The 21,585-nt window shown below is 71.5% G+C and carries 19 protein-coding genes; 2 read left to right on the top strand and 17 right to left on the bottom strand.

Features of this window, described 5'->3' with window-relative positions:
- Positions 1-28: 28 nt before the first annotated feature.
- The 10 genes from lepB (ACIQV3_RS14035) to proS all read right to left on the bottom strand — a co-directional run bounded on the left by lepB (ACIQV3_RS14035) (position 29) and on the right by proS (position 7,928).
- Positions 29-943, bottom strand: a complete 915-nt coding sequence (gene lepB, locus ACIQV3_RS14035; RefSeq protein WP_403712655.1) for a signal peptidase I — start codon at positions 941-943, stop codon at positions 29-31.
- 113 nt (positions 944-1,056) lie between these two features.
- Positions 1,057-1,767, bottom strand: coding sequence for a signal peptidase I (gene lepB, locus ACIQV3_RS14040; protein WP_403712656.1), 711 nt, complete (start codon positions 1,765-1,767; stop codon positions 1,057-1,059).
- 166 nt (positions 1,768-1,933) lie between these two features.
- Positions 1,934-2,626: a signal peptidase I gene (lepB, locus tag ACIQV3_RS14045; RefSeq protein ID WP_403712874.1), complete on the bottom strand. Its 693-nt coding sequence runs from the start codon at positions 2,624-2,626 to the stop codon at positions 1,934-1,936.
- A 218-nt stretch (positions 2,627-2,844) separates the two neighbouring features.
- Positions 2,845-3,195: a 50S ribosomal protein L19 gene (rplS, locus tag ACIQV3_RS14050; protein WP_112450506.1), complete on the bottom strand. Its 351-nt coding sequence runs from the start codon at positions 3,193-3,195 to the stop codon at positions 2,845-2,847.
- Between the two features lie 134 nt (positions 3,196-3,329).
- Positions 3,330-4,151: a tRNA (guanosine(37)-N1)-methyltransferase TrmD gene (trmD, locus tag ACIQV3_RS14055; RefSeq protein ID WP_403712657.1), complete on the bottom strand. Its 822-nt coding sequence runs from the start codon at positions 4,149-4,151 to the stop codon at positions 3,330-3,332.
- A complete protein-coding gene (gene rimM / locus ACIQV3_RS14060) occupies positions 4,151-4,735 on the bottom strand; it encodes a ribosome maturation factor RimM (RefSeq protein WP_403712658.1) in 585 nt (194 codons plus the stop codon). The genes trmD and rimM overlap by 1 nt, the downstream gene beginning before the upstream one ends.
- 80 nt (positions 4,736-4,815) lie before the next feature.
- The gene (locus tag ACIQV3_RS14065; protein ID WP_030011889.1) at positions 4,816-5,055 is read right to left on the bottom strand and encodes an RNA-binding protein; all 240 of its coding nucleotides are present in this window, start codon (positions 5,053-5,055) and stop codon (positions 4,816-4,818) included.
- 2 nt (positions 5,056-5,057) lie between these two features.
- The gene (gene rpsP / locus ACIQV3_RS14070) at positions 5,058-5,501 is read right to left on the bottom strand and encodes a 30S ribosomal protein S16 (protein WP_403712659.1); all 444 of its coding nucleotides are present in this window, start codon (positions 5,499-5,501) and stop codon (positions 5,058-5,060) included.
- 203 nt (positions 5,502-5,704) lie between these two features.
- Positions 5,705-6,301 carry a hypothetical protein gene (locus tag ACIQV3_RS14075; protein WP_403712660.1) on the bottom strand — a complete coding sequence of 199 codons (597 nt, stop codon included), beginning with the start codon at positions 6,299-6,301 and terminating at the stop codon, positions 5,705-5,707.
- Between the two features lie 214 nt (positions 6,302-6,515).
- Positions 6,516-7,928, bottom strand: a complete 1,413-nt coding sequence (gene proS, locus ACIQV3_RS14080) for a proline--tRNA ligase (RefSeq protein WP_385433993.1) — start codon at positions 7,926-7,928, stop codon at positions 6,516-6,518.
- A 131-nt stretch (positions 7,929-8,059) separates the two neighbouring features.
- On the opposite strand from proS, the gene ACIQV3_RS14085 reads away from it, so the two are divergent.
- Positions 8,060-8,737 carry a class I SAM-dependent methyltransferase gene (locus tag ACIQV3_RS14085; RefSeq protein ID WP_403712661.1) on the top strand — a complete coding sequence of 226 codons (678 nt, stop codon included), beginning with the start codon at positions 8,060-8,062 and terminating at the stop codon, positions 8,735-8,737.
- 57 nt (positions 8,738-8,794) lie between these two features.
- Here ACIQV3_RS14085 and ftsH read toward each other — a convergent pair whose 3' ends face one another.
- The 6 genes from ftsH to ACIQV3_RS14115 form a co-directional block, all read right to left on the bottom strand.
- Entirely contained in the window at positions 8,795-10,642 is a 1,848-nt protein-coding gene (gene ftsH / locus ACIQV3_RS14090; RefSeq protein ID WP_403712876.1) for an ATP-dependent zinc metalloprotease FtsH, read from the bottom strand.
- A gap of 250 nt (positions 10,643-10,892) precedes the next feature.
- Entirely contained in the window at positions 10,893-12,467 is a 1,575-nt protein-coding gene (gene ffh / locus ACIQV3_RS14095) for a signal recognition particle protein (RefSeq protein WP_403712662.1), read from the bottom strand.
- 285 nt (positions 12,468-12,752) lie between these two features.
- Entirely contained in the window at positions 12,753-15,182 is a 2,430-nt protein-coding gene (locus ACIQV3_RS14100; protein WP_403712663.1) for a [protein-PII] uridylyltransferase, read from the bottom strand.
- 47 nt (positions 15,183-15,229) lie between these two features.
- Complete coding sequence (locus tag ACIQV3_RS14105) at positions 15,230-15,568, bottom strand: P-II family nitrogen regulator (protein ID WP_403712664.1); 339 nt, start codon at positions 15,566-15,568, stop codon at positions 15,230-15,232.
- The gene (locus ACIQV3_RS14110) at positions 15,565-16,911 is read right to left on the bottom strand and encodes an ammonium transporter (RefSeq protein WP_403712665.1); all 1,347 of its coding nucleotides are present in this window, start codon (positions 16,909-16,911) and stop codon (positions 15,565-15,567) included. The genes ACIQV3_RS14105 and ACIQV3_RS14110 overlap by 4 nt, the downstream gene beginning before the upstream one ends.
- 338 nt (positions 16,912-17,249) lie before the next feature.
- Positions 17,250-18,683 carry a hypothetical protein gene (locus ACIQV3_RS14115; protein ID WP_403712877.1) on the bottom strand — a complete coding sequence of 478 codons (1,434 nt, stop codon included), beginning with the start codon at positions 18,681-18,683 and terminating at the stop codon, positions 17,250-17,252.
- A 554-nt stretch (positions 18,684-19,237) separates the two neighbouring features.
- On the opposite strand from ACIQV3_RS14115, the gene ACIQV3_RS14120 reads away from it, so the two are divergent.
- Positions 19,238-19,909, top strand: a complete 672-nt coding sequence (locus ACIQV3_RS14120) for a bifunctional DNA primase/polymerase (protein WP_403712666.1) — start codon at positions 19,238-19,240, stop codon at positions 19,907-19,909.
- Positions 19,910-20,065: 156 nt separating this feature from the next.
- Here ACIQV3_RS14120 and ftsY read toward each other — a convergent pair whose 3' ends face one another.
- Complete coding sequence (gene ftsY / locus ACIQV3_RS14125; RefSeq protein ID WP_403712667.1) at positions 20,066-21,286, bottom strand: signal recognition particle-docking protein FtsY; 1,221 nt, start codon at positions 21,284-21,286, stop codon at positions 20,066-20,068.
- Positions 21,287-21,585 lie beyond the last annotated feature (299 nt).

Consider the following 21,585-nt stretch of genomic DNA (forward strand, 5'->3'; position numbering starts at 1 on the left):
CTCGGAGATCGTCGACCTGGGCGGCACCCTACCTGTCGGTACGCCCCGCGGTCAGCCTCCGCCTGCGCCACAGCACGACCGGCACCGCGCCGGCGAACCCGAGCGCGGCGGGGCCGAGCCCGACCGGCGCCAGCCCCGCGGCGTCCAGACCGAGCGCGGTGGCCTTGGTCTGCGTGCCGATGCCCGGCTGGTCGTAGGTGTCGGGAACCGGCAGGGTCGACCAGCGGGTGATCGGCCAGGCGACCACCACGGCGCGTCCGACGACATCGCTGACGGGCACGAAGCCCTGGGTGGAGTCCTGCTGGTGGTAGCGGGAGTCCTGCGAGTTCTGACGGTGGTCGCCCATCACCCAGATCTTGTCCTTGGGCACGGTGAGCGGACCGAAGGGCAGGTCGTCGCACGGGGTGTTGCCCGGGTAGATGTACGGCTCGTCGAGCTCCTTGCCGTTGACGATGACCGGTCCCCCCTTCTTGCACTCGACCGTGTCACCGCCGATGGCGATCGTGCGCTTGATCAGGTCCTTCTCCTCGGCGGACGGCATGAGGCCGATCCAGCTGAGGGCCTTCTGAGCGATGTTGGGTTCCGGGGTGAACTCGTTGCTCAGCCAGCTCGACGGGTCGTGGAAGACCACGACCTCACCGCGCTCGGGCTCCGATCCGAACCACGGCGTCAGCTTGTCCACGAGCACCCGGTCGCCGCGCTGCAGGGTGTTCTGCATCGAGTCGGAGGGGATCGAGAACGCCTGCACCAGGAAGGTCTTGATCAGCAGAGCGAGCAGCAGGGCGATTCCGACCAGGAGCGGAAGCTCCTTCCAGAAGGACCGGTGCGGGCGTGCCGCGGCGCCGTCCTGCGCGTCGCCGTCGTTTTCGACGGCATCGGGCCCTGAGGAGTCGTTCGGCTCCTCGCCGCCCTCGTCGCGTCCGGACCGTGCACCAACCGCCACGTCCCCCACATCCACTCCTCGTTCGGAAATCGACGCCCGGACCTGATGAGGTACGGGCCCTCCCCTCCCCTAACGAGCGGGAGTTCCCTAGGGCGCGGGAGACCAAGGACACACTATGCGAACGAGGAGCCGCCCCGGCGCCCACGGGGCGCGCGGCGACCGCCGCGCGCCTGGTCGGGCACCATCCGGAAGGTGGCGGGCTGTTCCAGCCGGTGCCAGTGCCCGACGGGCCAGGCGATCACCACGGCCTGGCCGACCACGTCCTTCATGTCGATCGTGCCGTGGAAGGCCTCGTCGAGGTGGTAGCGGGAGTCGGCGGAATTCGCCCGGTGGTCGCCCATGACGAAGATCCGTCCGGCGGGCACCCGCACCTCGAAGCGGATCTCCGAGGGCGCGTTGCCCGGGTTGACGTAGGGCTCGTCGAGCGGCGAGCCGTTGACGCTGACCCGTCCCCGGGCGTCGCAGCACTTCACGCTGTCCCCGCCGACGCCGATGACGCGCTTGATCAGGTCCTGTTCGTTCGCCGAGGGCAGCAGGCCGATGAAGGTGAGCGTCTGCTTGATCTGCTTGATGCCCACCGGGTCCTCGGCCGGCTGGACGCTGTCGGCGCCCAGCCAGCCTCCCGGGTCCTTGAACACGACCACGTCGCCGCGCTCGACCTCGGAGCCGAACCACGGGGTGAGCTTGTCCACCAGGACCCGGTCGCCGATGCGGATCGTCTGTTCCATGGAGCCCGACGGGATGAAGAAGGCCTGGACGAGGAAGGTCTTGAGGATCAGGGCGATGCACAGCGCGACCACCACGAGCAGGGGCAGCTCCCCCACCCGGCGGGTACGCCGCCTGCGCCGCACCCGGCGGGCGAGGCGACGCCGTTCGGCCCGGCTGCCGGGCTCCGCGGACCCGGCCCCGGCCCTTGGCTCGGGCTCCGGTTCCGGCTCCGCGTCTGCGCCTTCGCGGTCTTCGTACCGGTCTCCCCGCGGGCGTCCGCGGCTACCCACGGCCGCCTCCCGCGGACCCCGCGGCACCCCAGCGCGACACCGGCCAGCCGATCCAGTCGGCCCGCCCGATCACCTTCTCCACCGGCACCATCCCCCCGCCCGGCTCCCCGAGGTGGTCCCGGGAGTCCCGGGACTGGGAACGATGATCACCCATGACCCACAGGCTCCCAAGGGGCACGACGATACGGAACGGCACTTTCGATCCGGAGTCGCCGGGAAAGAGGTACGGCTCGTCCAGCAGGACCCCGTTGACCTTGATCCGGCCGTGCTCGTCGCACACCACGTCGTCGCCGCCGACGCCCACGACCCGCTTCACGAAGTCGGTGTCCGAGGGCTCGGCCAGCCCGAGCGCCGAGGCCGCCCCGTGCAGGGCGTCGCCGATCGGACTCCCGTCCGAGTGCTCCTGCACGAAGGAGCCCGTGCCGTCGAAGACCACGACGTCCCCGCGCTCCGGCCGGTCGCCGAAACGGTACGCCAGCTTGTTGACCAGGACCCGGTCCCCGACGGCGAGCGTCGGCTCCATCGAGTGGCTCGGGATCAGGAAGGGCTGGAGCACGAAATTGCTGAACAGCAGCAGGAAGACGGTGCAGGCGAGGCCGAGCAGCCCGGCGCGCCGCCAGCTCAGCCGGTCGTCCTTGCCGGCGCCCGGGTCCACGTCCGCCGCCGTATCCGCGTCCGCCGCCATATCCGGGTCCGCCGCCGCGTCCGGGGCCGTGGCCGTGGCCGCCGCCGCGTCCGCGTCCGCCGCCGGCTGCGCGTCAGGGGCCGGACCCGCTCCGGAAAACACGAAACGCGACCTCCCCTCCCCCTCGTCGGGGGAAGAGTGGCCGCGCTGCGTGTGAGGTGCTTCGGTGTCCATCGGGGGCGAGCCTATCCGGCCTTCCCCTGAACCCCGGGAGCAGATCAGCGGTCGCGCTTCTCCTTGATCTTCGCGGCCTTGCCGCGGAGCTCACGGAGGAAGTACAGCTTGGCGCGACGCACGTCACCGCGGGTGACGAGCTCGATCTTCTCGAAGATCGGGGAGTGGACCGGGAAGGTACGCTCCACGCCGACGCTGAAGGAGACCTTGCGGACCGTGAAGGTCTCGGAGACGCCCGCGCCCTGGCGGCGGATGACGACACCCTTGAACTGCTGGATACGCGAGCGGTTGCCCTCGATCACGCGGACGTGAACGTTGACGGTGTCACCCGGGCGGAAGGCCGGGAGGTCCGAACGCAGGGTGGCGGCGTTGACGCCATCGAGCAGGTGAGACATGTGATTCGTCTGCTTTCTTCGCATGACGCCACAGGTCGCCGATGCGGGGTTTCCGGAGAGAATTCGGGAGCTGCGGGACTCGGCGGACGACGGTCCCCCTGTGGCAGGGGCGTACGCGAGCACACAGCAGCCGCCTATTCTTCCACGGTCTGCGGCCTGCGCCAAAATCGGCCGTCGGGGGACGGCTTCCAGCCGAGGATGCTCAGCAGCTCGCGGTCCTTCTTGTCGAAGGCGGAGGCCTCGCAGCGCTCGATCAGATCCGGGCGGTTGGCCGCCGTACGGCGGAAGGCCTCGTCGCGGCGCCATCGGGCGATCTTGCCGTGATGGCCGCTGACCAGCACGTCCGGGATCCCGTGGCCGCGCCACTGGGGGGGCTTGGTGTAGACGGGCCCCTCCAGCAGGTTGGCCATGTCCCCGGGCGCGAAGGAGTCGTCGCGGTGCGATTCGGCGTTGCCGAGCACCCCGGGCAGCAGCCGGGCCACGGCCTCGGTGACGACCAGGACGGCCGCCTCGCCACCGGCCAGGACGTAGTCGCCGATGGACACCTCGTAGACCGGGAGGCGCGTGGCGTACTCGTCCATGACCCGGCGGTCGATGCCCTCGTAGCGGGCCGGGGTGAAGATCAGCCAGGGGCGTTCGGAGAGCTCGACGGCCAGTTCCTGGGTGAACGGCCGGCCGCTGGGGGTGGGGACGACGATGACGGGCCCGTGCGCGCCTGACTCGTAGCCGTCGGCCAGGGCCGCGTCCAGGGCCTCGCCCCACGGCTCGGTCTTCATGACCATGCCGGGACCGCCGCCGTACGGGGTGTCGTCCACCGTGTTGTGCCGGTCGTACGTCCAGTCCCGCAGGTCGTGGACGTGCACGTCGAGCTGGCCGCGCGCCCGCGCCTTGCCGACGAGGGAGACGTTGAGCGGTTCGAGGTACTCCGGGAAGATCGTGACGACGTCGAGACGCATCAGGCGCCTTCCCCGTCCGACTCCGACTCCGACTCCGCGGCTTCCTCGTCCCGGGTGGAGACGACGATCGCCTCGCGCTCGTCGATGAGACCGGGCGGCGGGGTGATGACGCAGCGCTGCTCTTCGAGGTCGATCTCGGCGACGATCTCCTCGACGAAGGGGATCATCACCTCGGTGCCGTCCGGCCGCTCGACGATGAAGAGGTCCTGCGAGGGCAGGTGGGAGATCTCGGTGATCCGGCCGATCACGGTGCCGTCCTCCAGGACGACATCGAGGTCCATCAGCTGGTGGTCGTAGTACTCGTCGTCCTCGGCCGGCAGCTCCGCCGGGTCCACGTCGGCGATGAGCAGGATGTTGCGCAGTGCCTCGGCGCCGGTGCGGTCCTTGACCCCGGCGAAGCGCAGCATCAGCCTGCCGCTGTGCACCCGGCCCGTCTCGACCGTCAGCGGTCCCGCCGACGCCGGGTCGGTCCGGAGCACGGCACCCGGCCCGAGCCGCAGCTCGGGCTCGTCGGTCCGCACCTCGACGGTGACCTCACCCTTGATCCCGTGGGCGCGGCCGATCCGCGCGACTACCAGCTCCACTGCATTTTCTCCTGTTCAGACGACGACGGGCCGGGGCGGGCACGTATGCCCTCCCCGGCCCGTGCCGGTGATTCAACTGCTCAGCGGACCTGGTCCACGTCGACGAGGTCGACGCGGATCCCCCGGCCGCCGATGGCGCCCACGACGGTACGCAGAGCACGTGCGGTGCGGCCGTTGCGGCCGATCACCTTGCCGAGGTCGTCGGGGTGGACCCGAACCTCCAGCACCTGCCCGCGTCGCAGGTTGCGCGAGGCGACCTGCACTTCGTCGGGGTTGTCCACGATGCCCTTCACGAGGTGCTCAAGAGCCTCCTCGAGCATGCTCAGGCCTCGGTCGACTCGGCGGTCTCGGCCTCAGCCTCGTCCGCCTTCTTGTCGGCCTTCTTCGCCTTCTGGGTGATGGCTTCGCCCTTGCCCTCGCCGATGCCCTCGAGGGCCTTGGCGAACTCGTCGAAGGTGCGACGCTTGTTCTCCTTCGTCGCCGGCTGCAGCAGCGGCGCGGGGGCCGGGAGGCCCTTGTGCGCCTGCCAGTCACCGGTGAGCTTCAGGATGGCGAGCACAGCCTCGGTGGGCTGGGCGCCGACCGACAGCCAGTACTGCGCACGCTCGGCGTTGACCTCGATGCGCGACGGGTTGTACGTCGGGTGGTAGATACCGATCTCTTCGATCGCGCGACCGTCCCGACGGGTACGGGCGTCGGCGACGACGATGCGGTAGTGCGGCTGGCGAATCTTGCCGAGGCGCTTGAGCTTGATCTTGACTGCCACTGGAGTGGTGTCTCCTGAACTTGACGTGGTTGGGCACATGAGATGCCACGTGGGGTTGCGGTACTCGGGTGCCCGATGGACGCGTCAGCCGGAGGAGAGAGGGGTCCTATGCGACTGTCGAGTACAGCTGTCCATTGTGCCACACGCCCGCGGCGCGCTCGGCCGGAAGGCCGCGCCCGCATGGACCGGGGCCACCCGCCGGGTCAGGAGGCCACCGCGATGGCCACGTCCGGGATGCGGAAGGGCTTCATGCAGCCTCCGCACACGATCGGGGCCTGAGCCAGCACGGACGGGACCACGCGCACGTTGCGCCCGCAGTCGCAGACCGCCTTGACGCGGACGCCGCCGCCGGATGACCCGTGCCGGGCGGCCGGTCCGCGGAAGCTGCGCTTGGTGTCGGCGGCCGTGGCGACCGTGTGGGCCTTCAGTGCGCGCTGGAGGCGCTCCATGGTGGGGCGGTAGCGCTTCTTCGCCTCGGGATTGAGCGAGACGAGGGAGAAGCCGCTGCTCGCGTGCGGCTCGTCGGAGTGGTCCAGCCCCATCTCCTCGGCGATCGCGAGGAACCTGCGGTTGTGGTAGCGGCCGGCCCGCGAAGTGTCACGCACTCCGCGGGCTGCGGCGATTCCGTGGACTGCCTCGTGCAGCAGTCGCTCGAAGGAGAGTTCGGCGCCGCAGGCGGACGAGGACTCTCCGATCAGGGACTCGGGCGCGGCAAGGTCAGGCAGCTCGGGGTGGTACCGCTGAATATCGGCCCACGCCTGCGCCAGCTCTGCGGCGAGAACAGGTGGTGTCGTGCTCACGTCGTGACAACGAGCCGGGGTGCCCCGGTGTTCCGATTCCGGGCCATTCCAAATTTTTTGCACGTACCAGTCAGTTCAGTCTCATGCGTCCCGACGAGGACGGGTGCGCATATCTCAGGATGAGTCGGTACGTAGTGAGGGCTACCGCCCCACACAGCCCCCGGCGCGCGGCGGATGCCGCACGCCGGGGCGTGAGAGCCCTCAGCCGGACCGGCTAGTACGAGCGCGCGACGATCGCGAGGTTGCCGGGGGCGTCGTCCGCCTGCGGGACCGACCCGTCCTCGGCGATCAGGCAGCGTACGGAGACGGCCTGCTCGGCGAGCTTCGCCTCGCCCTCGGGGCCGAGGTCGGCCCACGGGATCCGCGCCCAGCCACCGGCGATGGCGGCCTCGGCGGCCTCCTCGATGGTCGAGACGTCGGAGGTACGGGAGATGCGGCGCTCGCGGGACTCGCGCAGCAGCTGCTCCTGGTCCTCCTCCAGCACCTTGGGCAGCAGGGCGGCGAGGTCGGAGATCTGCACGGCCTCCTTGCCGCCCGGGATCCGGCGGGCCAGCATCGCGGTGCCGGCCTCCAGGTCGCGGGGGCCGATCTCGACGCGGACCGGTACGCCCTTGAGCTCCCAGTCCACGGCGCGGCGGCCGAAGGGGGTGTCGACGCGGTCGTCGACGAACACCCGCAGGCCCGCGGCCTTGAGCTGGGCGCCCAGCTCGCGGACCTTCGCCACGGCCTCGTCGCCCTTGATCGCCATGACGACGACCTGGACGTGCGCGAGGCGCGGCGGGACCCGCAGGCCGTTGTCGTCGCCGTGCGACATGATCAGGCCGCCGACCATGCGGGTCGAGACGCCCCACGAGGTCTGCCAGACGAGCTCCTGCTTGCCCTCCTTCGACAGGTACTGCGTGTTGAAGGCCTTGGCGAAGTTGGTGCCGAGCTCGTGGCTGGTGCCGAGCTGCAGGGCCTTGCCGTCGCCCATCATGCCCTCGAGGGTGAGGGTGTTGATGGCGCCGGCGAAGCGCTCCTTGGCGGTCTTGCGGCCGAGCACGACGTCGATGCCGAGCACGTTGGTCATGAAGTCGCCGTAGACGTCCGTGTGGATGCGGGCGGCGTAGTCGCGGGCGTCCTCGTAGGAGAGGTGGGCCGTGTGGCCCTCCTGCCAGAGGAACTCGCTCGTACGGAGGAACACGCGCGGGCGCATCTCCCAGCGGACCACGTTCGCCCACTGGTTGATCAGCAGGGGCAGGTCGCGGTAGCTCTGGACCCACTTGGAGAAGTACTCGTTGACGATCGTCTCGGAGGTGGGGCGGACGACGACCGGCTCGTCCAGCTCCTTGCCGCCGCCGTGCGTGACGACCGCGAGCTCGGGGGCGAAGCCCTCGACGTGCTCCGCTTCCCGCGTCAGGTAGGACTGCGGGATGAACAGCGGGAAGTACGCGTTCTGGGCGCCCGCGTCCTTGATGCGCGCGTCCATCTCCTGCTGCATCCGCTCCCACAGCCCGTAGCCGTACGGTCGGATGACCATGGTGCCGCGTACCGGACCGTTGTCGGCCAGCTCGGCCTTGTTGATCAGATCCTGGTACCAGCGGGGGAAATCCTCCGCCTGAGGGGTGAGAACGGGTGCCTTTGCCATGGCGCGAATGGTACGGCGCCCGGGGCGGCGAACGTGAATCGGGTGGCGCGCTCCTCTGGACGCGGGGGCGAAACGGGAGTTCTCTGGCAACGGGGGCATGGGGGCGAAACGGAATCAGGAGCGCTCTTTCGATGACACCGACGCCGACGGCGACGCTTGTCGCGCGGGACTGGGCGGAGATCCAGGAACGGATGCTGGTACCGCTGTACGAGGCGGTCTACGACCGGCTGGAGGTCGGGCCGGGAGACCGGCTGCTCGGCCTCGACTGCGGGGCCGGACTGGCCCTGCTGCTGGCCTCGGGCCGGGGAGCCCTGGCCACGGGTGTGGAGCCGGATCCGGCACGCCGGACGCTGGCCCGGGAGCGCCTCCTGGAGGTGCTCCCGGCCCCGCCGGCGCCCGCGGTGCCCTACGACGTACTGCTGGCCTTCTCGCCCACCCCGGGCGCCCTGGCCGCGGCCCTGCCGGCGCTGCGCCGGCCCGGCGGCGCCGTGGTGCTGGCGGACTGGGGTCCGGCGGAGCGGTGCACGGTGCCCTCGGTCCCGGGCGGCGGGCCGGCGGCGCGGGACCTGGACGCGATGGCGGCGGCGGCCGGCCTGGTGCCGGACGGGTCGGGGCGGGTGTTCTGCCCCTTCGGGTACGCCGACGTGGACAGCGCGGTGCGCGGGCTGCTGTCGACCGGGCTTTACGAGTGCTCCGACCCGGTGCAGGTGGAGAAGGAACTGGCGGAGGCGCTTCACCCGTACGAACGGGGTGACGGGGCCGTCTGGCTGCCGAACATCTTCCGGTACGTCATCGCCCGGACGGCCTAACCGCCCTCATTCGCGCGACCGCCGCCGTGCGGGGCCCGGACCGGCCCCGCACGGCGCTCACTCGTGCGGCGCTCGCTTGTGGAGGCGGGGGATGCCCGCGGCGGCGTAGGCGGCCGCTTCGTCGAGGGTTTCGTTGGCCATCAGGGCCTCCGCGAGGGCGTCCAGCTTGCCGCGGTTCTCGCGCAGCAGGCGGCAGGCCTTCTCGTAGCACTCGTCGACGATCCGGCGCATCTCGTGGTCCACCGCGTCGAGGGTGGCGGGCGCCGCGGAGAGGCCGTAGGGGCTCTGTCCGTCCGAGGGGATGGCGGTGAGGCGCCCGACGCGCTCGCTCATGCCCCAGCGGCCGACCATGCCCCGGACGATGTTGGTGACCTGTTCGAGGTCGTTCTCCGCGCCGGTGGTGATGACCTCGTAGACCACCTGCTCGGCGGCCATGCCGCCGAGCGCCCCGATGATGCGGCCGCGCAGGTACTCCTCCGTGTAGGCGTACCGGTCCGACTCCGGGGTGGAGAGGGTGACGCCGAGCGCCCGCCCGCGCGGGACGATGGTGATCTTGCGGACGGGGTCGGCGCCGGGCTGGAGCATGCCCAGCAGGGCGTGTCCGCTCTCGTGGTACGCGGTACGCCGGCGCTCCTCGTCCGGCATGACCAGCGGCCGTTCCGCGCCGAGCTGGACCTTCTCCAGCGCGTCCGAGAGGTCCGATTGGGTGACCTCCTTCTGCTGGCGCTTCACCGCGAGCAGGGCGGCCTCGTTGGCGAGGTTGGCCAGTTCGGCTCCGGTCATGCCCGGGGTCGTACGGGCCATCTGCGCGAGGTCGACTCCGGCGGCCAGCGGGATGTCCCTGGTGTGGATGCGCAGGATGGCTTCGCGGCCGGCCTTGTCGGGCGGGGAGACCATGACGGTGCGGTCGAAGCGGCCAGGCCGGGTCAGCGCCGGGTCCAGCACGTCGGCCCGGTTGGTCGCGGCGAGGACGACCACGCCCTCGGAGCCGGAGAAGCCGTCCATCTCGGTGAGGATCTGGTTCAGGGTCTGCTCGCGCTCGTCGTGGCCGCCCATGGCCGCGCCGCCGCCGCGGACCCGCCCGATGGTGTCGATCTCGTCGATGAAGATGATCGCGGGGGCCACCTTGCGGGCCTCGGAGAAGAGTTCGCGCACCCGGGAGGCGCCGACGCCGACGATCATCTCGATGAACTCGGAGGCGGAGGCGGAGAAGAACGGCACCCCGGCCTCACCGGCCACCGCGCGGGCGAGCAGGGTCTTGCCGGTGCCGGGCGGGCCCGCGAGCAGGACGCCGCCGGGCATCCGGGCGCCCATCTTGCGGTACTCGTCCGGGTTCTTCAGGAAGTCCACGACGTCGTTGAGCTCGCCCTCGACCTCGTCGATGCCGGCCACATCCTCGAAGGTCGTGCGCTTGGCGCCCTCCAGCTCGACGGGCTTGGGCGGCGTCTTGCGGCCGAGTCCGCCCATGCCGCCGCCGCCCATCGCCGATCCCATCCGGCGGGCGATGACCACCCACAGGAGGACCAGCAGGAGCATCGGGGCCAGGGAGATCAGCAGATTGGCCAGGAAGCTGCGCTGTTCGACGACCGGGGAGGCGGTGACGACGACGTTCTGCTTGGTGAGGTTGGCCCACAGGTCGTCGTCGGCGAAGGCGGGCCGCTGGGAGACGAACTTCTTGTATTCGCCCTTGTCCCCGTCCGGCTTGGGCTGCTCGGCCTTCAGCTCGCCCTGGATGGCGTCGCCCTTGGCGTAGATCTTCGAGACGTTGCCGTTCGCCACCTGTTTGCTGAATTCGGTGTACGAGATGGTCGGCTCGTCGCCCTCGTTGAAGAAGGACAGCACCAGGTTGGTGATCAGGTAGACGATCAGGGCGGTGAGGATCAGGCCGCGCCAGCCGCCGGGCATCCGCTTCTTGGGCGGCGGGGCCGGGGGTGCGCCCTCGGAGCGCCAGGGCGTATCGGCCCGGTCGCGGGGCGGTACGGGGGTGGGGCTGGGCACGTAGGCCTCCTTCTGCCGTCCTCCCGGCCGACCATAAGCGACAAACCAGACCATCGCCCCTGGCGGCGGGCCACACGGCGAAGCCCCGGCCGGGGTGATCCGACCGGGGCTCGCGCGGCTCCGTACCGCTACTTCACGGCACTACGTGACGGCACTGCTACTTCATGAACTTCTTGAACTCGTCGGGGAGGTCGAAGTCCTGACCGGGCTGGGCGCCCCCGGCCGGAAGGCCGAACGGGTTGCCGCCGGCGGCGGGCTCGATCGCCTCGGGACCGGCCTCGCGGCGCGCGGCGGCAGCGGCCTCTTCTTCCTTGCGCTTCATCGGGTTGCCGCTCTTGCGCTTGCCCTTGGCCTGCTTGACCTGCTTCTTCTGCCGGCCGGGGCCGCCGCCCATCCCGGGGATGCCGGGCATGCCCGGCATGCCGCCGCCCTGAGCCATGCGGGACATCATCTTGCGGGCCTCGAAGAACCGCTCGACGAGCGACTTGACGGCGCTGACCTCGGTGCCGGAGCCCTTGGCGATGCGGGCCCGGCGCGAGCCGTTGATCAGGTGCGGGTCCTGGCGCTCGGCCGGGGTCATCGACTTGATGATCGCGGCGGTGCGGTCCACGTCGCGCTCGTCGATGTTGTTGATCTGGTCCTTGATCTGCCCCATGCCCGGAAGCATGCCGAGCAGCTTGGAGATGGAGCCCATCTTGCGGACCTGCTCCATCTGGGACAGGAAGTCGTCGAGCGTGAACTCCTTCGGCCCCTTCTGGAGCTTGGCCGCCATCTTCTCGGCCTCGGCCTGCGAGAAGGTCTTCTCGGCCTGCTCGATCAGGGTGAGCATGTCACCCATGTCGAGGATCCGGCCCGCCATGCGGTCCGGGTGGAAGGCGTCGAACTCGTCGAGCTTCTCGCCGTTCGAGGCGAACATGATCTGCTTGCCGGTGACGTGCGCGATGGAGAGCGCGGCACCACCGCGGGCGTCGCCGTCGAGCTTGGAGAGCACGACGCCGTCGAAGCCGACGCCGTCGCGGAAGGCCTCGGCGGTGTTGACCGCGTCCTGGCCGATCATGGCGTCGACGACGAAGAGGATCTCGTCCGGGCTGACGGCGTCGCGGATGTCCGCGGCCTGCTGCATCAGCTCCTGGTCGATGCCGAGGCGGCCGGCGGTGTCGACGACGACGACGTCGTACTGCTTGGTGCGCGCGTACTCGATGGAGTCCTTGGCGACCTGGACCGGGTCGCCGACGCCGTTGCCCGGCGCGGGGGCGTATACGGCCACGCCGGCCCGCTCGGCCACGACCGAGAGCTGGTTGACGGCGTTGGGGCGCTGGAGGTCGCAGGCGACGAGGAGCGGGGTGTGGCCCTGCCCCTTCAGCCACAGGCCGAGCTTTCCGGCCAGGGTGGTCTTACCGGCACCCTGGAGGCCCGCGAGCATGATCACGGTGGGCGCGGTCTTGGCGAAGCGCAGCCGCCGGGTCTCGCCTCCGAGGATGGAGACCAGCTCGTCGTTGACGATCTTGAGGACCTGCTGGCCCGGGTTCAGGGCCTTGGAGACCTCTTCGCCGCGGGCGCGCTCCTTGACGTTCGCGATGAAGGAGCGGACGACGGGGAGGGCGACGTCGGCCTCGAGGAGGGCGATACGGATTTCCCGCGCCGCAGCGTCGATGTCCTGCTCGGAGAGGCGGCCTTTGCCCCGGAGGGACTTGAAGGTCGCGCTGAGGCGGTCGGAAAGCGTATCGAACACGGTGGTCGCGATTCCTCGGGTCGGGGGCGTGTGGTCGTCCCCCAGGGTATCGGGCCGCGCTACCCCTTCGGCCCTGCGGGCGGCTTTGCCCCACCCCGCCCTTCCACCGTTTCCCGTGGCTCCTCCCCGGACCCCGCGCCTCAAACGCCGGCGGGGCTGGATTTTCCCCGGCGGGGGCTGGATGGCGCGGAGCGCCATCCAGCCCGTCCGGCGTTTGAGGACCGGGTCCGGGCGGAGCCCGGGGAACGGGCGAAGGGTGGGTAGGGGACAGCCCCCGCAGGGCCCCTACGCCAGCGCCGCCTGGACCGCGCCCGCCAGGGCCGCCGCCGCCGGGGCGGCGAGGGGTTTGCCGTCGGCGTCGACCACGTACACCGTGTCCACCGCGTTCGCGCCCAGCGTGGACACGTGCGCGCTGCGGACCCTGACCCCGGAGGACTCCAGCGCCCGCCCGATCCGGTGCAGCAGCCCGACCGCGTCGGGGGCGCGCACCTCCAGGACCGTGGCGAGCGAGGAGACCTCGGGCACCACCGTCACCCGGGGCGGCGGCGGCACCACCCCGCGCCGGCGCGGGTACGCCGCCTCGCGGTCGGCCAGCTTCGCCGGGACGTCCAGCGTGCCGTCCAGGGCCCGCACCAGATCGGTGCGCAGCCGTGCGGCCTGCGGCAGGGAGCCGTACTCCGCCGCCACCCGCCAGCGCAGGACCAGTACCTCGCCCAGTTGCTCCGGCAGCTCCATCGAGCGCAGGTCGGCCGCGCGCACGGTGAGCCGGTGCAGGGCCAGTACGCCGGCCACCGCGGGCAGCACCCCCGGCTGGTCGGGGACGGCCACCACCAGTTCCACGCCGACCGCGTCCTCCTCCTGGCGGGCGTGCAGGGCCAGTACCGGCTCCCGGGTGCGCAGCGCCTCCACCGCAAGGCGCTCCTGCTCGGTGGTCGGGATCTCCAGCTCCGTCACCGCCGGGGCGGCGCCGCGCAGCACGGCGGCGACCCGGGCGACCAGGTCGGCCACGAGCGAGCCGCGCCACGCGCTCCACGCCGCCGGGCCGGTGGCCAGCGCGTCGGCCTCCGTCAGCGCGTGCAGGATCTCCAGGGTGCCGGGCGACCCGACCGCCTCCGCGACCGCCTTGACGGTCGCCGGATCGTCCAGGTCGCGCCGCGTGGCGGTGTCGATCAGCAGCAGGTGGTGGCGTACGAGCGCGCCCAGCACGGCGACGTCCTCCGCGTCGAAGCCCACCCGCAGCGCCATGTCGCGCGCGATGGTCTCGCCGGCGACCGAGTGGTCGCCGGGCCAGCCCTTGCCGATGTCGTGCAGCAGCGCGGCCATCAGGAGGAGGTCCGGACGGCCCACCCGGCGGGTCAGCTCCGAGGCCCGGACGGCCGTCTCGACGAGGTGCCGGTCCACCGTCCAGGTGTGCACCGGGTTGCGCTGCGGACGGCACCGCACCCGCTCCCAGTCGGGCAGCAGCTTCGTGATGATCCCCTCGGCCTCCAGCGCCTCCCACACGGCCACCGTCGGCTCGCCCGCGCCCAGCAGGGTCAGCAGCTGCTCCCGGGCCTCGGCCGGCCACGGCACGGGCAGCGGCTTCGCCTGCGCCGCGAGCCGGCGTACGGCGTGCAGCGAGACGGGCAGTCCGGCCTGGGCGGCGGCCGCCCCGAAGCGCAGGGGCAGCACCGGGTCCCGGTCGGGCCGCGCGGCCAGGGCCAGTACGGCCTCGCCGTCGGACTCGACGACGCCTTCGGCGAGCGGCGCCCGCTCCGGCAGGGAGCTGCGGGTGCCGAGCAGCCCGCGCAGCCGGGGGCGGGCGGACCGGGCCCGGAGCACGCGCCCGACCTCGCGCCAGGTCACGTCACCGGCGTACGAGACCACCCGCGCGGCCTCGTACACCTCCCTGAGCAGGGCGTCGGCGTCGAGCAGACCGAGCTGCGCCGCGACCGGCGTCTGCTCCTGGAGGGAGAGCCGGTCGGTGGCGCGGCCCGTCACCAGGTGCAGCGCGTCCCGGGCGTCGAGCAGCCGGCGCCGGGCTTCGGCGAGCCCCTCGCGGGGGGCGTCGGCCAGCCAGGACGCGGCGACGGCCCGCAGCGCGGTGACGTCGCGCAGTCCCCCGCGGGCCTCCTTGAGGTCGGGTTCCAGCAGGAAGCGGAGCTCCCCCGCGCGCTCGGCCCGCTCGCGGCACAGGGAGTGCAGCTCGGGAAGGCGCTTGGCGGCGTGGTTGCGCCAGTCCGCCAGCACGGAGGTGCGCAGTCCCGCGAGGAGCCCGGCGTCGCCGGCGACGGGCCGGGCGTCGAGCAGTCCGAGGTGCACCTTGAGGTCTTCGGCGGCGGTCTTGCGGGCTTCGCCGGGAGTGCGCACCGAGTGGTCGAGGGCGAGGCCGAGGTCCCAGACGGGGTACCAGAGCCGGTCGGCCAGGGCGGCCAGGGCGCGCGCTTCGGCTTTTCCGTCGTGCAGCAGGACCAGGTCGAGGTCGCTGCGGGGGGACAGTTCGGCGCGACCGTAGCCGCCGACGGCGACGAGGGCGGCGCCCCGCGCGCCCGTCTCCTTCACGGCGGTGGCGAACAGCGCCTTCAGCCAGTCGTCGGTCAGGGCGGCCAGGGCGGAACGCCGGGAAGGCCCGGACCGCGACTCCTCCTGGAGGAGTCGCAGCCGGGCCGCGGCGTACCCGCTGGGTCCCTGGTCGGCGGTGCTACCGCCGTCCGTGGTCTCTTCGACACTCGTCACCCAGAGGTTCCCATCAGTAAGGACCTGTCCGGTCGGTCGGGCCGGGCCTACAGCGCGTCAGCGCCACGTTCGCCGGTGCGGACCCGGATGACCGAGTCCACGGGGATGCTCCACACCTTGCCGTCGCCGATCTTGCCGGTCTGGGCGGCCTCGACGACGATCCGCATCACGTCGTCCGCGTCGCCGTCCTCGACGAGCACCTCTATGCGGATCTTCGGTACGAGGTCCACGGTGTACTCGGCGCCCCGGTAGACCTCGGTGTGTCCGCGCTGGCGGCCGTAGCCGCTGGCCTCGGAGACGGTGAGCCCCTGGACTCCGAAGCGGTGCAGGGCTTCCTTGATCTCGTCAAGCCGGTGCGGCTTCACGATCGCGGTGATGAGCTTCATGCGTCAACCTTCTTGCTCGCGGCGGCAACGGGGGCGGGGACGGCGGTGCTCCGGGAGGAGGAGCCGCCGCCGGCTCCGCTGAAGTCGTAGGCGGTCTCGGCGTGTTCGACCTGGTCGATGCCGGAGACCTCGTCGTCCTCGGGGACCCGCATTCCGATCGTCTTGTCGAGCAGGAAGGCGAGTACCGCGGACGCCACGAGAGAGTAGGCCAGGACGGAGAAGACTCCGATGGCCTGCTTGCCGAGCTGCTCCAGGCCGCCGCCGTAGAAGAGGCCCGCCACGTCGGACTGGACCCCGCCGGTGGCGAAGAGACCGACGAGGAGGGAGCCGAGGACACCGCCGACGAGGTGGACGCCGATGACGTCGAGGGAGTCGTCGTAGCCGAACTTGTACTTCAGGCCGACGGCCATGGCGCACACGACACCGGCGATGACGCCGATGGCGATCGCGCCGAGCGGGGAGACGGCGCCGCCGGAGGGGGTGATGGCGACGAGGCCCGCGACCGCGCCGGAGGCGGCGCCGAGGGTGGTGAAGGAGCCGTGGCGCAGCTTCTCGTAACCGAGCCAGGCGAGCATGGCGGCGGCGGTGGCGACCTGCGTGTTGACGAACATGACTGCGCCGACGCCGTCGTCGTTGCCGAGCCAGGAGCCCGCGTTGAAGCCGAACCAGCCGAACCACAGCAGGCCGGCGCCGAGCATCACGAGCGGGAGGCTGTGCGGGCGCATGGGGTCCTTCTTGAACCCGACGCGCTTGCCGATGACCAGGATCACGCCGAGGGCCGCGGCGCCCGCGTTGATGTGGACGGCGGTGCCGCCGGCGAAGTCGATGACCCCGAGCTCGAAGAGCCAGCCGCCGGCGCCCCACACCCAGTGGGCGACGGGGAAGTAGACGATCGTGACCCAGAGGGTGATGAACAGCGCCCACGCGCTGAACTTGACGCGGTCGGCCAGCGCACCGCTTATCAGCGCCGGGGTGATGATCGCGAACATGAGCTGGAAGACGGCGAAGACGTAGACGGGGATGGTGTAGCCGTCCCACAGCTCGGTGATGCCGATGCCGCTGAGTCCGACGTAGTCGGAGGACCAGCCGATCAGCGAGCCGGAGTCGGCGCCGAAGGCGAGGCTGAATCCGTAGAGGACCCAGAGGATCGTGACGATCCCGAGGCTGATGAAGCTCATCATCAGCATGTTGAGGCTGCTCTTGACGCGGACCATGCCTCCGTAGAAGAAGGCGAGTCCCGGGGTCATCAGCATGACCAGGGCGGAGCAGATGAGCATGAACCCGGTGTTCGCGGAAGACAGCGTGGGGGCGTCTGCCGCGAGGGTCGTGATGGCTGATGCCATCGGCGTCTCCTCGTCGTCGGTACGTTCGCGTGCGGGCGATCGTGAAAACCTGAGCGGCGCTGGTTCGTGAATCAGGCCTGCGGGGTGTTCCGGCCCGGGGGCTGGCCGGTTAATGGCCCTGAGATTCGCGCAGGCCGGTTTCCGGCGGCGCCGCTGGGTGTTTCGCGTCGATGACGAAGAGGTCGTGCGTGTTACGCCTCCATGAACGAGTGGTTCATGAGGGTGGCGGGGGAAGACCCGGCCGCGGCGATGACCCGGGGAACCTGGCTGGGGGAGCCTGATCGGGCTTCACGGGGTGACTGCCGCGGCCGGGGGCCTTGGGGGCGGCCGGGTGGCCGTCAGACGGCCTCCGCGGCCTCGGGGAGGCGGGAGGCGAGGTGGTCGGTCAGCCGCACCACGTCGGCGACGTCGCCGTACTCACGCGCGGCGGTGTCGACGGTCTTGCGCAGCCGGGTGTTCACCCGTTCGGACCGCACCTTTCCCGCCACGTCCAGGGCGCGGCCGACGAGGACCGTGGCCTGCTCGGGCTCGCGCTGGAGCAGGTGCACGGTGGCCATGCCGATCAGGTTGAGGGCGTAGGAGCGCTGGTGCTCCTCGTCCTTCTCGAAGAGCTCGACGGCGCGCTCCATGACCGGCTCGGCGAGGGAGGCGTACATGGGGCTGCGGCCCGCGACGTAGGCCAGGTCCCGATAGGAGTGGGAGTTCTCGCCGTTGAGCTCGGCCTCCGAGAAGAAGCGGATCCAGTCGGGCTCGGGCTCGGCGTCGAAGCCGACGTCGGAGAAGGTGTCCTCGGCCATCCGCACGGCCCGCTTGCAGCGGCTGGGCTGGCCCATGTTGGCGTAGGCGCGGGCCTCCATCGCATACAGCATCGCCTGCGTACGGGGCCCCGCGCAGTCGCGGCTGCCGTACTGGGCCAGGTGGATGAGCTCCAGGGCGTCCTCGGGGCGGCCCAGGTGGATCATCTGGCGGCTCATGCTGGAGAGGATGTACGAGCCCAGGGGCTTGTCCCCGCCCTCCTTCGCGGCGTGCAGCGCGAGGACGAAGTACTTCTGCGCGGTGGGGTGCAGGCCGATGTCGTAGCTCATCCAGCCGGCGAGTTCGGCGAGTTCGGCGGCGACCTTGAAGAGCCGCTTCATGACCGGGGCCGGGTGGTTCTCCTGGAGCAGGTCGGTGACCTCGTGGAGCTGGCCCACGACGGCCTTGCGGCGCAGTCCGCCGCCGCACTGGGCGTCCCACTGCCGGAACATCACGGTGGTGGCTTCGAGGAGGTCCACCTCGGGCTCGGAGAGCCGGGGCGGCCGGTGGCCGCTCAGGGCGCCCGTCGGCCCCGCCTCCCGGGGGCCCGGGTCGGCGGCCGGGACCGGTACGAGCCAGCGCTGCATGGGCTCGATGAGGGCGGGGCCGGCGGACAGGGCGAGCGAGGTCCCGAGGAAGCCGCGGCGGGCCAGCATCAGGTCGCTGCGGGAGAACTCGCCGAGCAGCTCGATGGTCTGCGGTCCGGCCCAGGGCAGGTCGACGCCGGAGACGGAGGGGGTCTGGTGGGCGGTGCGCAGGCCGAGGTGCTCGATGGCGACGACGGAGCCGAAGCGTTCGGAGAAGAGCTCGGACAGGATGCGCGGGACGGGCTCGCGGGGCTGTTCGCCGTCGAGCCAGCGGCGGACCCGTGAGGTGTCGGTGCTGATGTGGTGGGCGCCCATCTGGCGGGCGCGGCGGTTGACCTGGCGGGCGAGCTCGCCCTTGGACCAGCCGCTGCGGACGAACCAGGACGTCAGCTGCTCGTTGCGGACGGTGGCGCCCTGGGCGGAGTCCTGAACTGAGCCCTGGACCGAGCCCTGGACCGAGTCCTGGACCAAGCCCCGGGAATCCGTCGCGGAATCCCGGTCGGACATCCCGGCGGACGACACGCCGGACTCCGCGCTCGTTCCGCTTGCGCCGTTGCCGCTCACTGGAACGCCCCCATCCGTCAGCCTCTTCCACACGAAACCCTGTCGGGAAACGGTCTTCACAGGTCCTTCACGCATGCTTCCGGCATGCCCGTGGCATACCCGCGAACCCGTCTCCTCTTAGCGCTTCGTGCACCGAAAGTAATCCTACGATCACCCCTTCGGCGAGGTCGATCCCGGAAACGCCACCATTCGCCACCCCTTCGAATGAACTCGCCACCTGCCAGGCGCGATTCACTTGACACGAAGGCGAGACCGATCGGTTGGACAGGAGTGCGCCGGGGCGTGCGCGTCGCGGAGTGCGCCGGTCACCGGGCAGCCAATGCCGAACCGGCCGAGGTCGTAACCACCGGCACGTCCGACCCGTTGGAGGGGGCATGGGCATGGGCTTCACGATCGGCGGCAGCCGCGGCACCAAGGAGTTCCGTTCCGGCGCTCGGCGCCGCGGCCGGACGTCGGAGTGCACGACGGTGGCGGAGTACACCGGACTGTGGGGCTGGGACGTGGTCCCCGGCGCCCGGGCCGCGGGACCGGCGCGGGACTGCTCCTGCGGTCATACGAATTGTGGTGCGCCGGGGGCGCATCCGCTGGCCCTCGCTCCTACGGTGCCGGCCGGCGCCACCCTCGACGAGGTCACCGAGACCTGGACCGGGTACCCGGGAGCCGCGGTACTGCTCCCCGTCGGGCGCTCCTTCGACGTCATCGAGGTCTCCGAGGAGGCGGGGCGGCGGGCGCTGGTCCGGCTGGAGCGGATGGGGCTGCCGCTCGGCCCCGTGACCGCGACCCCGGACGGCCGGGCCCAGTTCTTCGTCGCCACGGGGGCGGCGGCCGGGCTGCCGCAGCTGCTGTACCGGATGGGCTGGGACGACGCCGGTCTGGATCTGCGCGCACTGGGCCAGGGCTCCTACGTCACCGCCCCGCCCTCGGACTTCGCGGGCCTCGGCCCGGTGAGCTGGCTGCGCCCGCCGGCGCTGGACTCGGCCGGGGACCCCCCGCAGGCCCGCCTCCTGCTGGGCACCCTCGCCTACCTGTGCCACCGGCTGCGCCGCGCGTAGCCGCGCAGCCGCCTAGCCGCGCAGTCCAGCAGCTACGTAGCCACGTAGCCACCCGGCCGTCGGCCGCCGCCCCCGACCCACCCCGCGCACGCATGGCAGTGCCCCCGGGTCCTGGGACCGCGGGGGCACTGGTCGGCGTAGGAGCGTCGGGTGCGTTCAGTCGCCGATCAGGGCGTCGACGAAGGCTTCCGGCTCGAAGGGCGCCAGGTCGTCCGCGCCCTCACCGAGACCGATGAGCTTGACCGGTACGCCGAGCTCGCGCTGGACGGCGATGACGATGCCGCCCTTGGCGGTGCCGTCGAGCTTGGTCAGCACGATGCCGGTGATGTCCACGACCTCGGCGAAGACGCGGGCCTGGGTCAGGCCGTTCTGCCCGGTGGTGGCGTCCAGGACCAGCAGGATCTCGTCGAGCGGGCCGTGCTTCTCCACGACGCGCTTGACCTTGCCGAGCTCGTCCATCAGGCCGGTCTTTGTGTGCAGCCGGCCCGCCGTGTCGATGAGCACCACGTCGGCGCCCTCGGCGATGCCCTCCTTGACCGCGTCGTAGGCGATCGAGGCCGGGTCGCCGCCCTCGGGTCCGCGCACGGTGCGCGCCCCGACCCGGTCGCCCCAGGTCTGGAGCTGGTCGGCGGCGGCGGCACGGAAGGTGTCCGCGGCGCCGAGCACGACGCTGCGGCCGTCGGCGACGAGCACGCGGGCGAGCTTGCCGGTAGTGGTGGTCTTGCCGGTGCCGTTCACGCCGACGACCATCACGACGGCCGGGGTGTCCACGCCGCTCTCGGTCTTCACCGCGCGGTCGAAGTCGGTACCGAGGAGCGTGACCAGCTCCTCCTTCAGCAGGGCGCGCAGATCGGCGGGGGTACGGGTGCCGAGCACCTTGACCCGCTCGCGGAGCCGGTCCACCAGCTCCTGGGTCGGCGCGACACCGACGTCGGCGATGAGGAGGGTCTCCTCGATCTCCTCCCAGGTGTCCTCGTCGAGGTGCTCGCGGGAGAGCAGCGTGAGCAGCCCCTTGCCGAGCGTGTTCTGCGACCGGGCGAGGCGGGCGCGCAGCCGGACCAGGCGGCCGGCCGTGGGCTCGGGCACCTCGATCTCGCGGGCGGGCGCCTCGACGACCGGGTCCTCGACCGCGACCGGCGATTCGAGGGCGGCCTCCGCGTCGGGGAGGACGACCTCCTCGATCGTGCGGCGCGGTTCTTCCGCCGTCGGTGCGGCGTCCTCCCCCACCTGCGGTTCGGCGGGCGGGGCAGTGATGGTCGGCGTGCTGGGCGGGGCCGTGGGAGGCAGCTGCTTCTTCTTGCGGCTGCTGACCACGAGCCCGCTGATCGCACCGACCGCGACCAGGGCGATGACTACGGCAAGGATCAGGATTTCCATAACCTGTCCAGTATGCGTGACCTGGCCGACGGCACCTCGTTCTCCAGACGGGGCTTTGCACCCCCGCGGGCCGGGCTGGTCCGTCGTTCGGCCGCAGGTCGGCGAGAAGCTCTTCGGGGCGGAGTCACAACCTCCCCAGTATCGGATAGGGGTGGGTTCGGCGCTGGGCGCCCATGGGTTGTGGGGGGGCCCGCCCCGGGGGGGGCCCCCCCCCCCCCCGCGGGGGGGGCCCCCCCCCCCCAGACCGCCCGTCTGTGTTTTTGGTGTGGGGTTTCTACATTATAGGGGAGCACCCCCCC

The sequence above is a fragment of the Streptomyces sp. NPDC099050 genome (genome assembly GCF_044759865.1).
In the GTDB taxonomy this organism is placed as follows: domain Bacteria; phylum Actinomycetota; class Actinomycetes; order Streptomycetales; family Streptomycetaceae; genus Streptomyces.

Coding starts and splice junctions, on each gene's coding strand:
- lepB (WP_403712874.1), bottom strand. CDS start 2,626: ATGGCGGCGGACGCGGATACGGCGGCGGACGTGGACCCGGGCGCCGGC.
- rplS (WP_112450506.1), bottom strand. CDS start 3,195: ATGTCTCACCTGCTCGATGGCGTCAACGCCGCCACCCTGCGTTCGGAC.
- trmD (WP_403712657.1), bottom strand. CDS start 4,151: ATGCGTCTCGACGTCGTCACGATCTTCCCGGAGTACCTCGAACCGCTC.
- ACIQV3_RS14065 (WP_030011889.1), bottom strand. CDS start 5,055: ATGCTCGAGGAGGCTCTTGAGCACCTCGTGAAGGGCATCGTGGACAAC.
- proS (WP_385433993.1), bottom strand. CDS start 7,928: ATGGCAAAGGCACCCGTTCTCACCCCTCAGGCGGAGGATTTCCCCCGC.
- ACIQV3_RS14085 (WP_403712661.1), top strand. CDS start 8,060: ATGACACCGACGCCGACGGCGACGCTTGTCGCGCGGGACTGGGCGGAG.
- ftsH (WP_403712876.1), bottom strand. CDS start 10,642: ATGCCCGGCGGCTGGCGCGGCCTGATCCTCACCGCCCTGATCGTCTAC.
- ACIQV3_RS14105 (WP_403712664.1), bottom strand. CDS start 15,568: ATGAAGCTCATCACCGCGATCGTGAAGCCGCACCGGCTTGACGAGATC.
- ACIQV3_RS14110 (WP_403712665.1), bottom strand. CDS start 16,911: ATGGCATCAGCCATCACGACCCTCGCGGCAGACGCCCCCACGCTGTCT.
- ACIQV3_RS14120 (WP_403712666.1), top strand. CDS start 19,238: ATGGGCTTCACGATCGGCGGCAGCCGCGGCACCAAGGAGTTCCGTTCC.
- ftsY (WP_403712667.1), bottom strand. CDS start 21,286: ATGGAAATCCTGATCCTTGCCGTAGTCATCGCCCTGGTCGCGGTCGGT.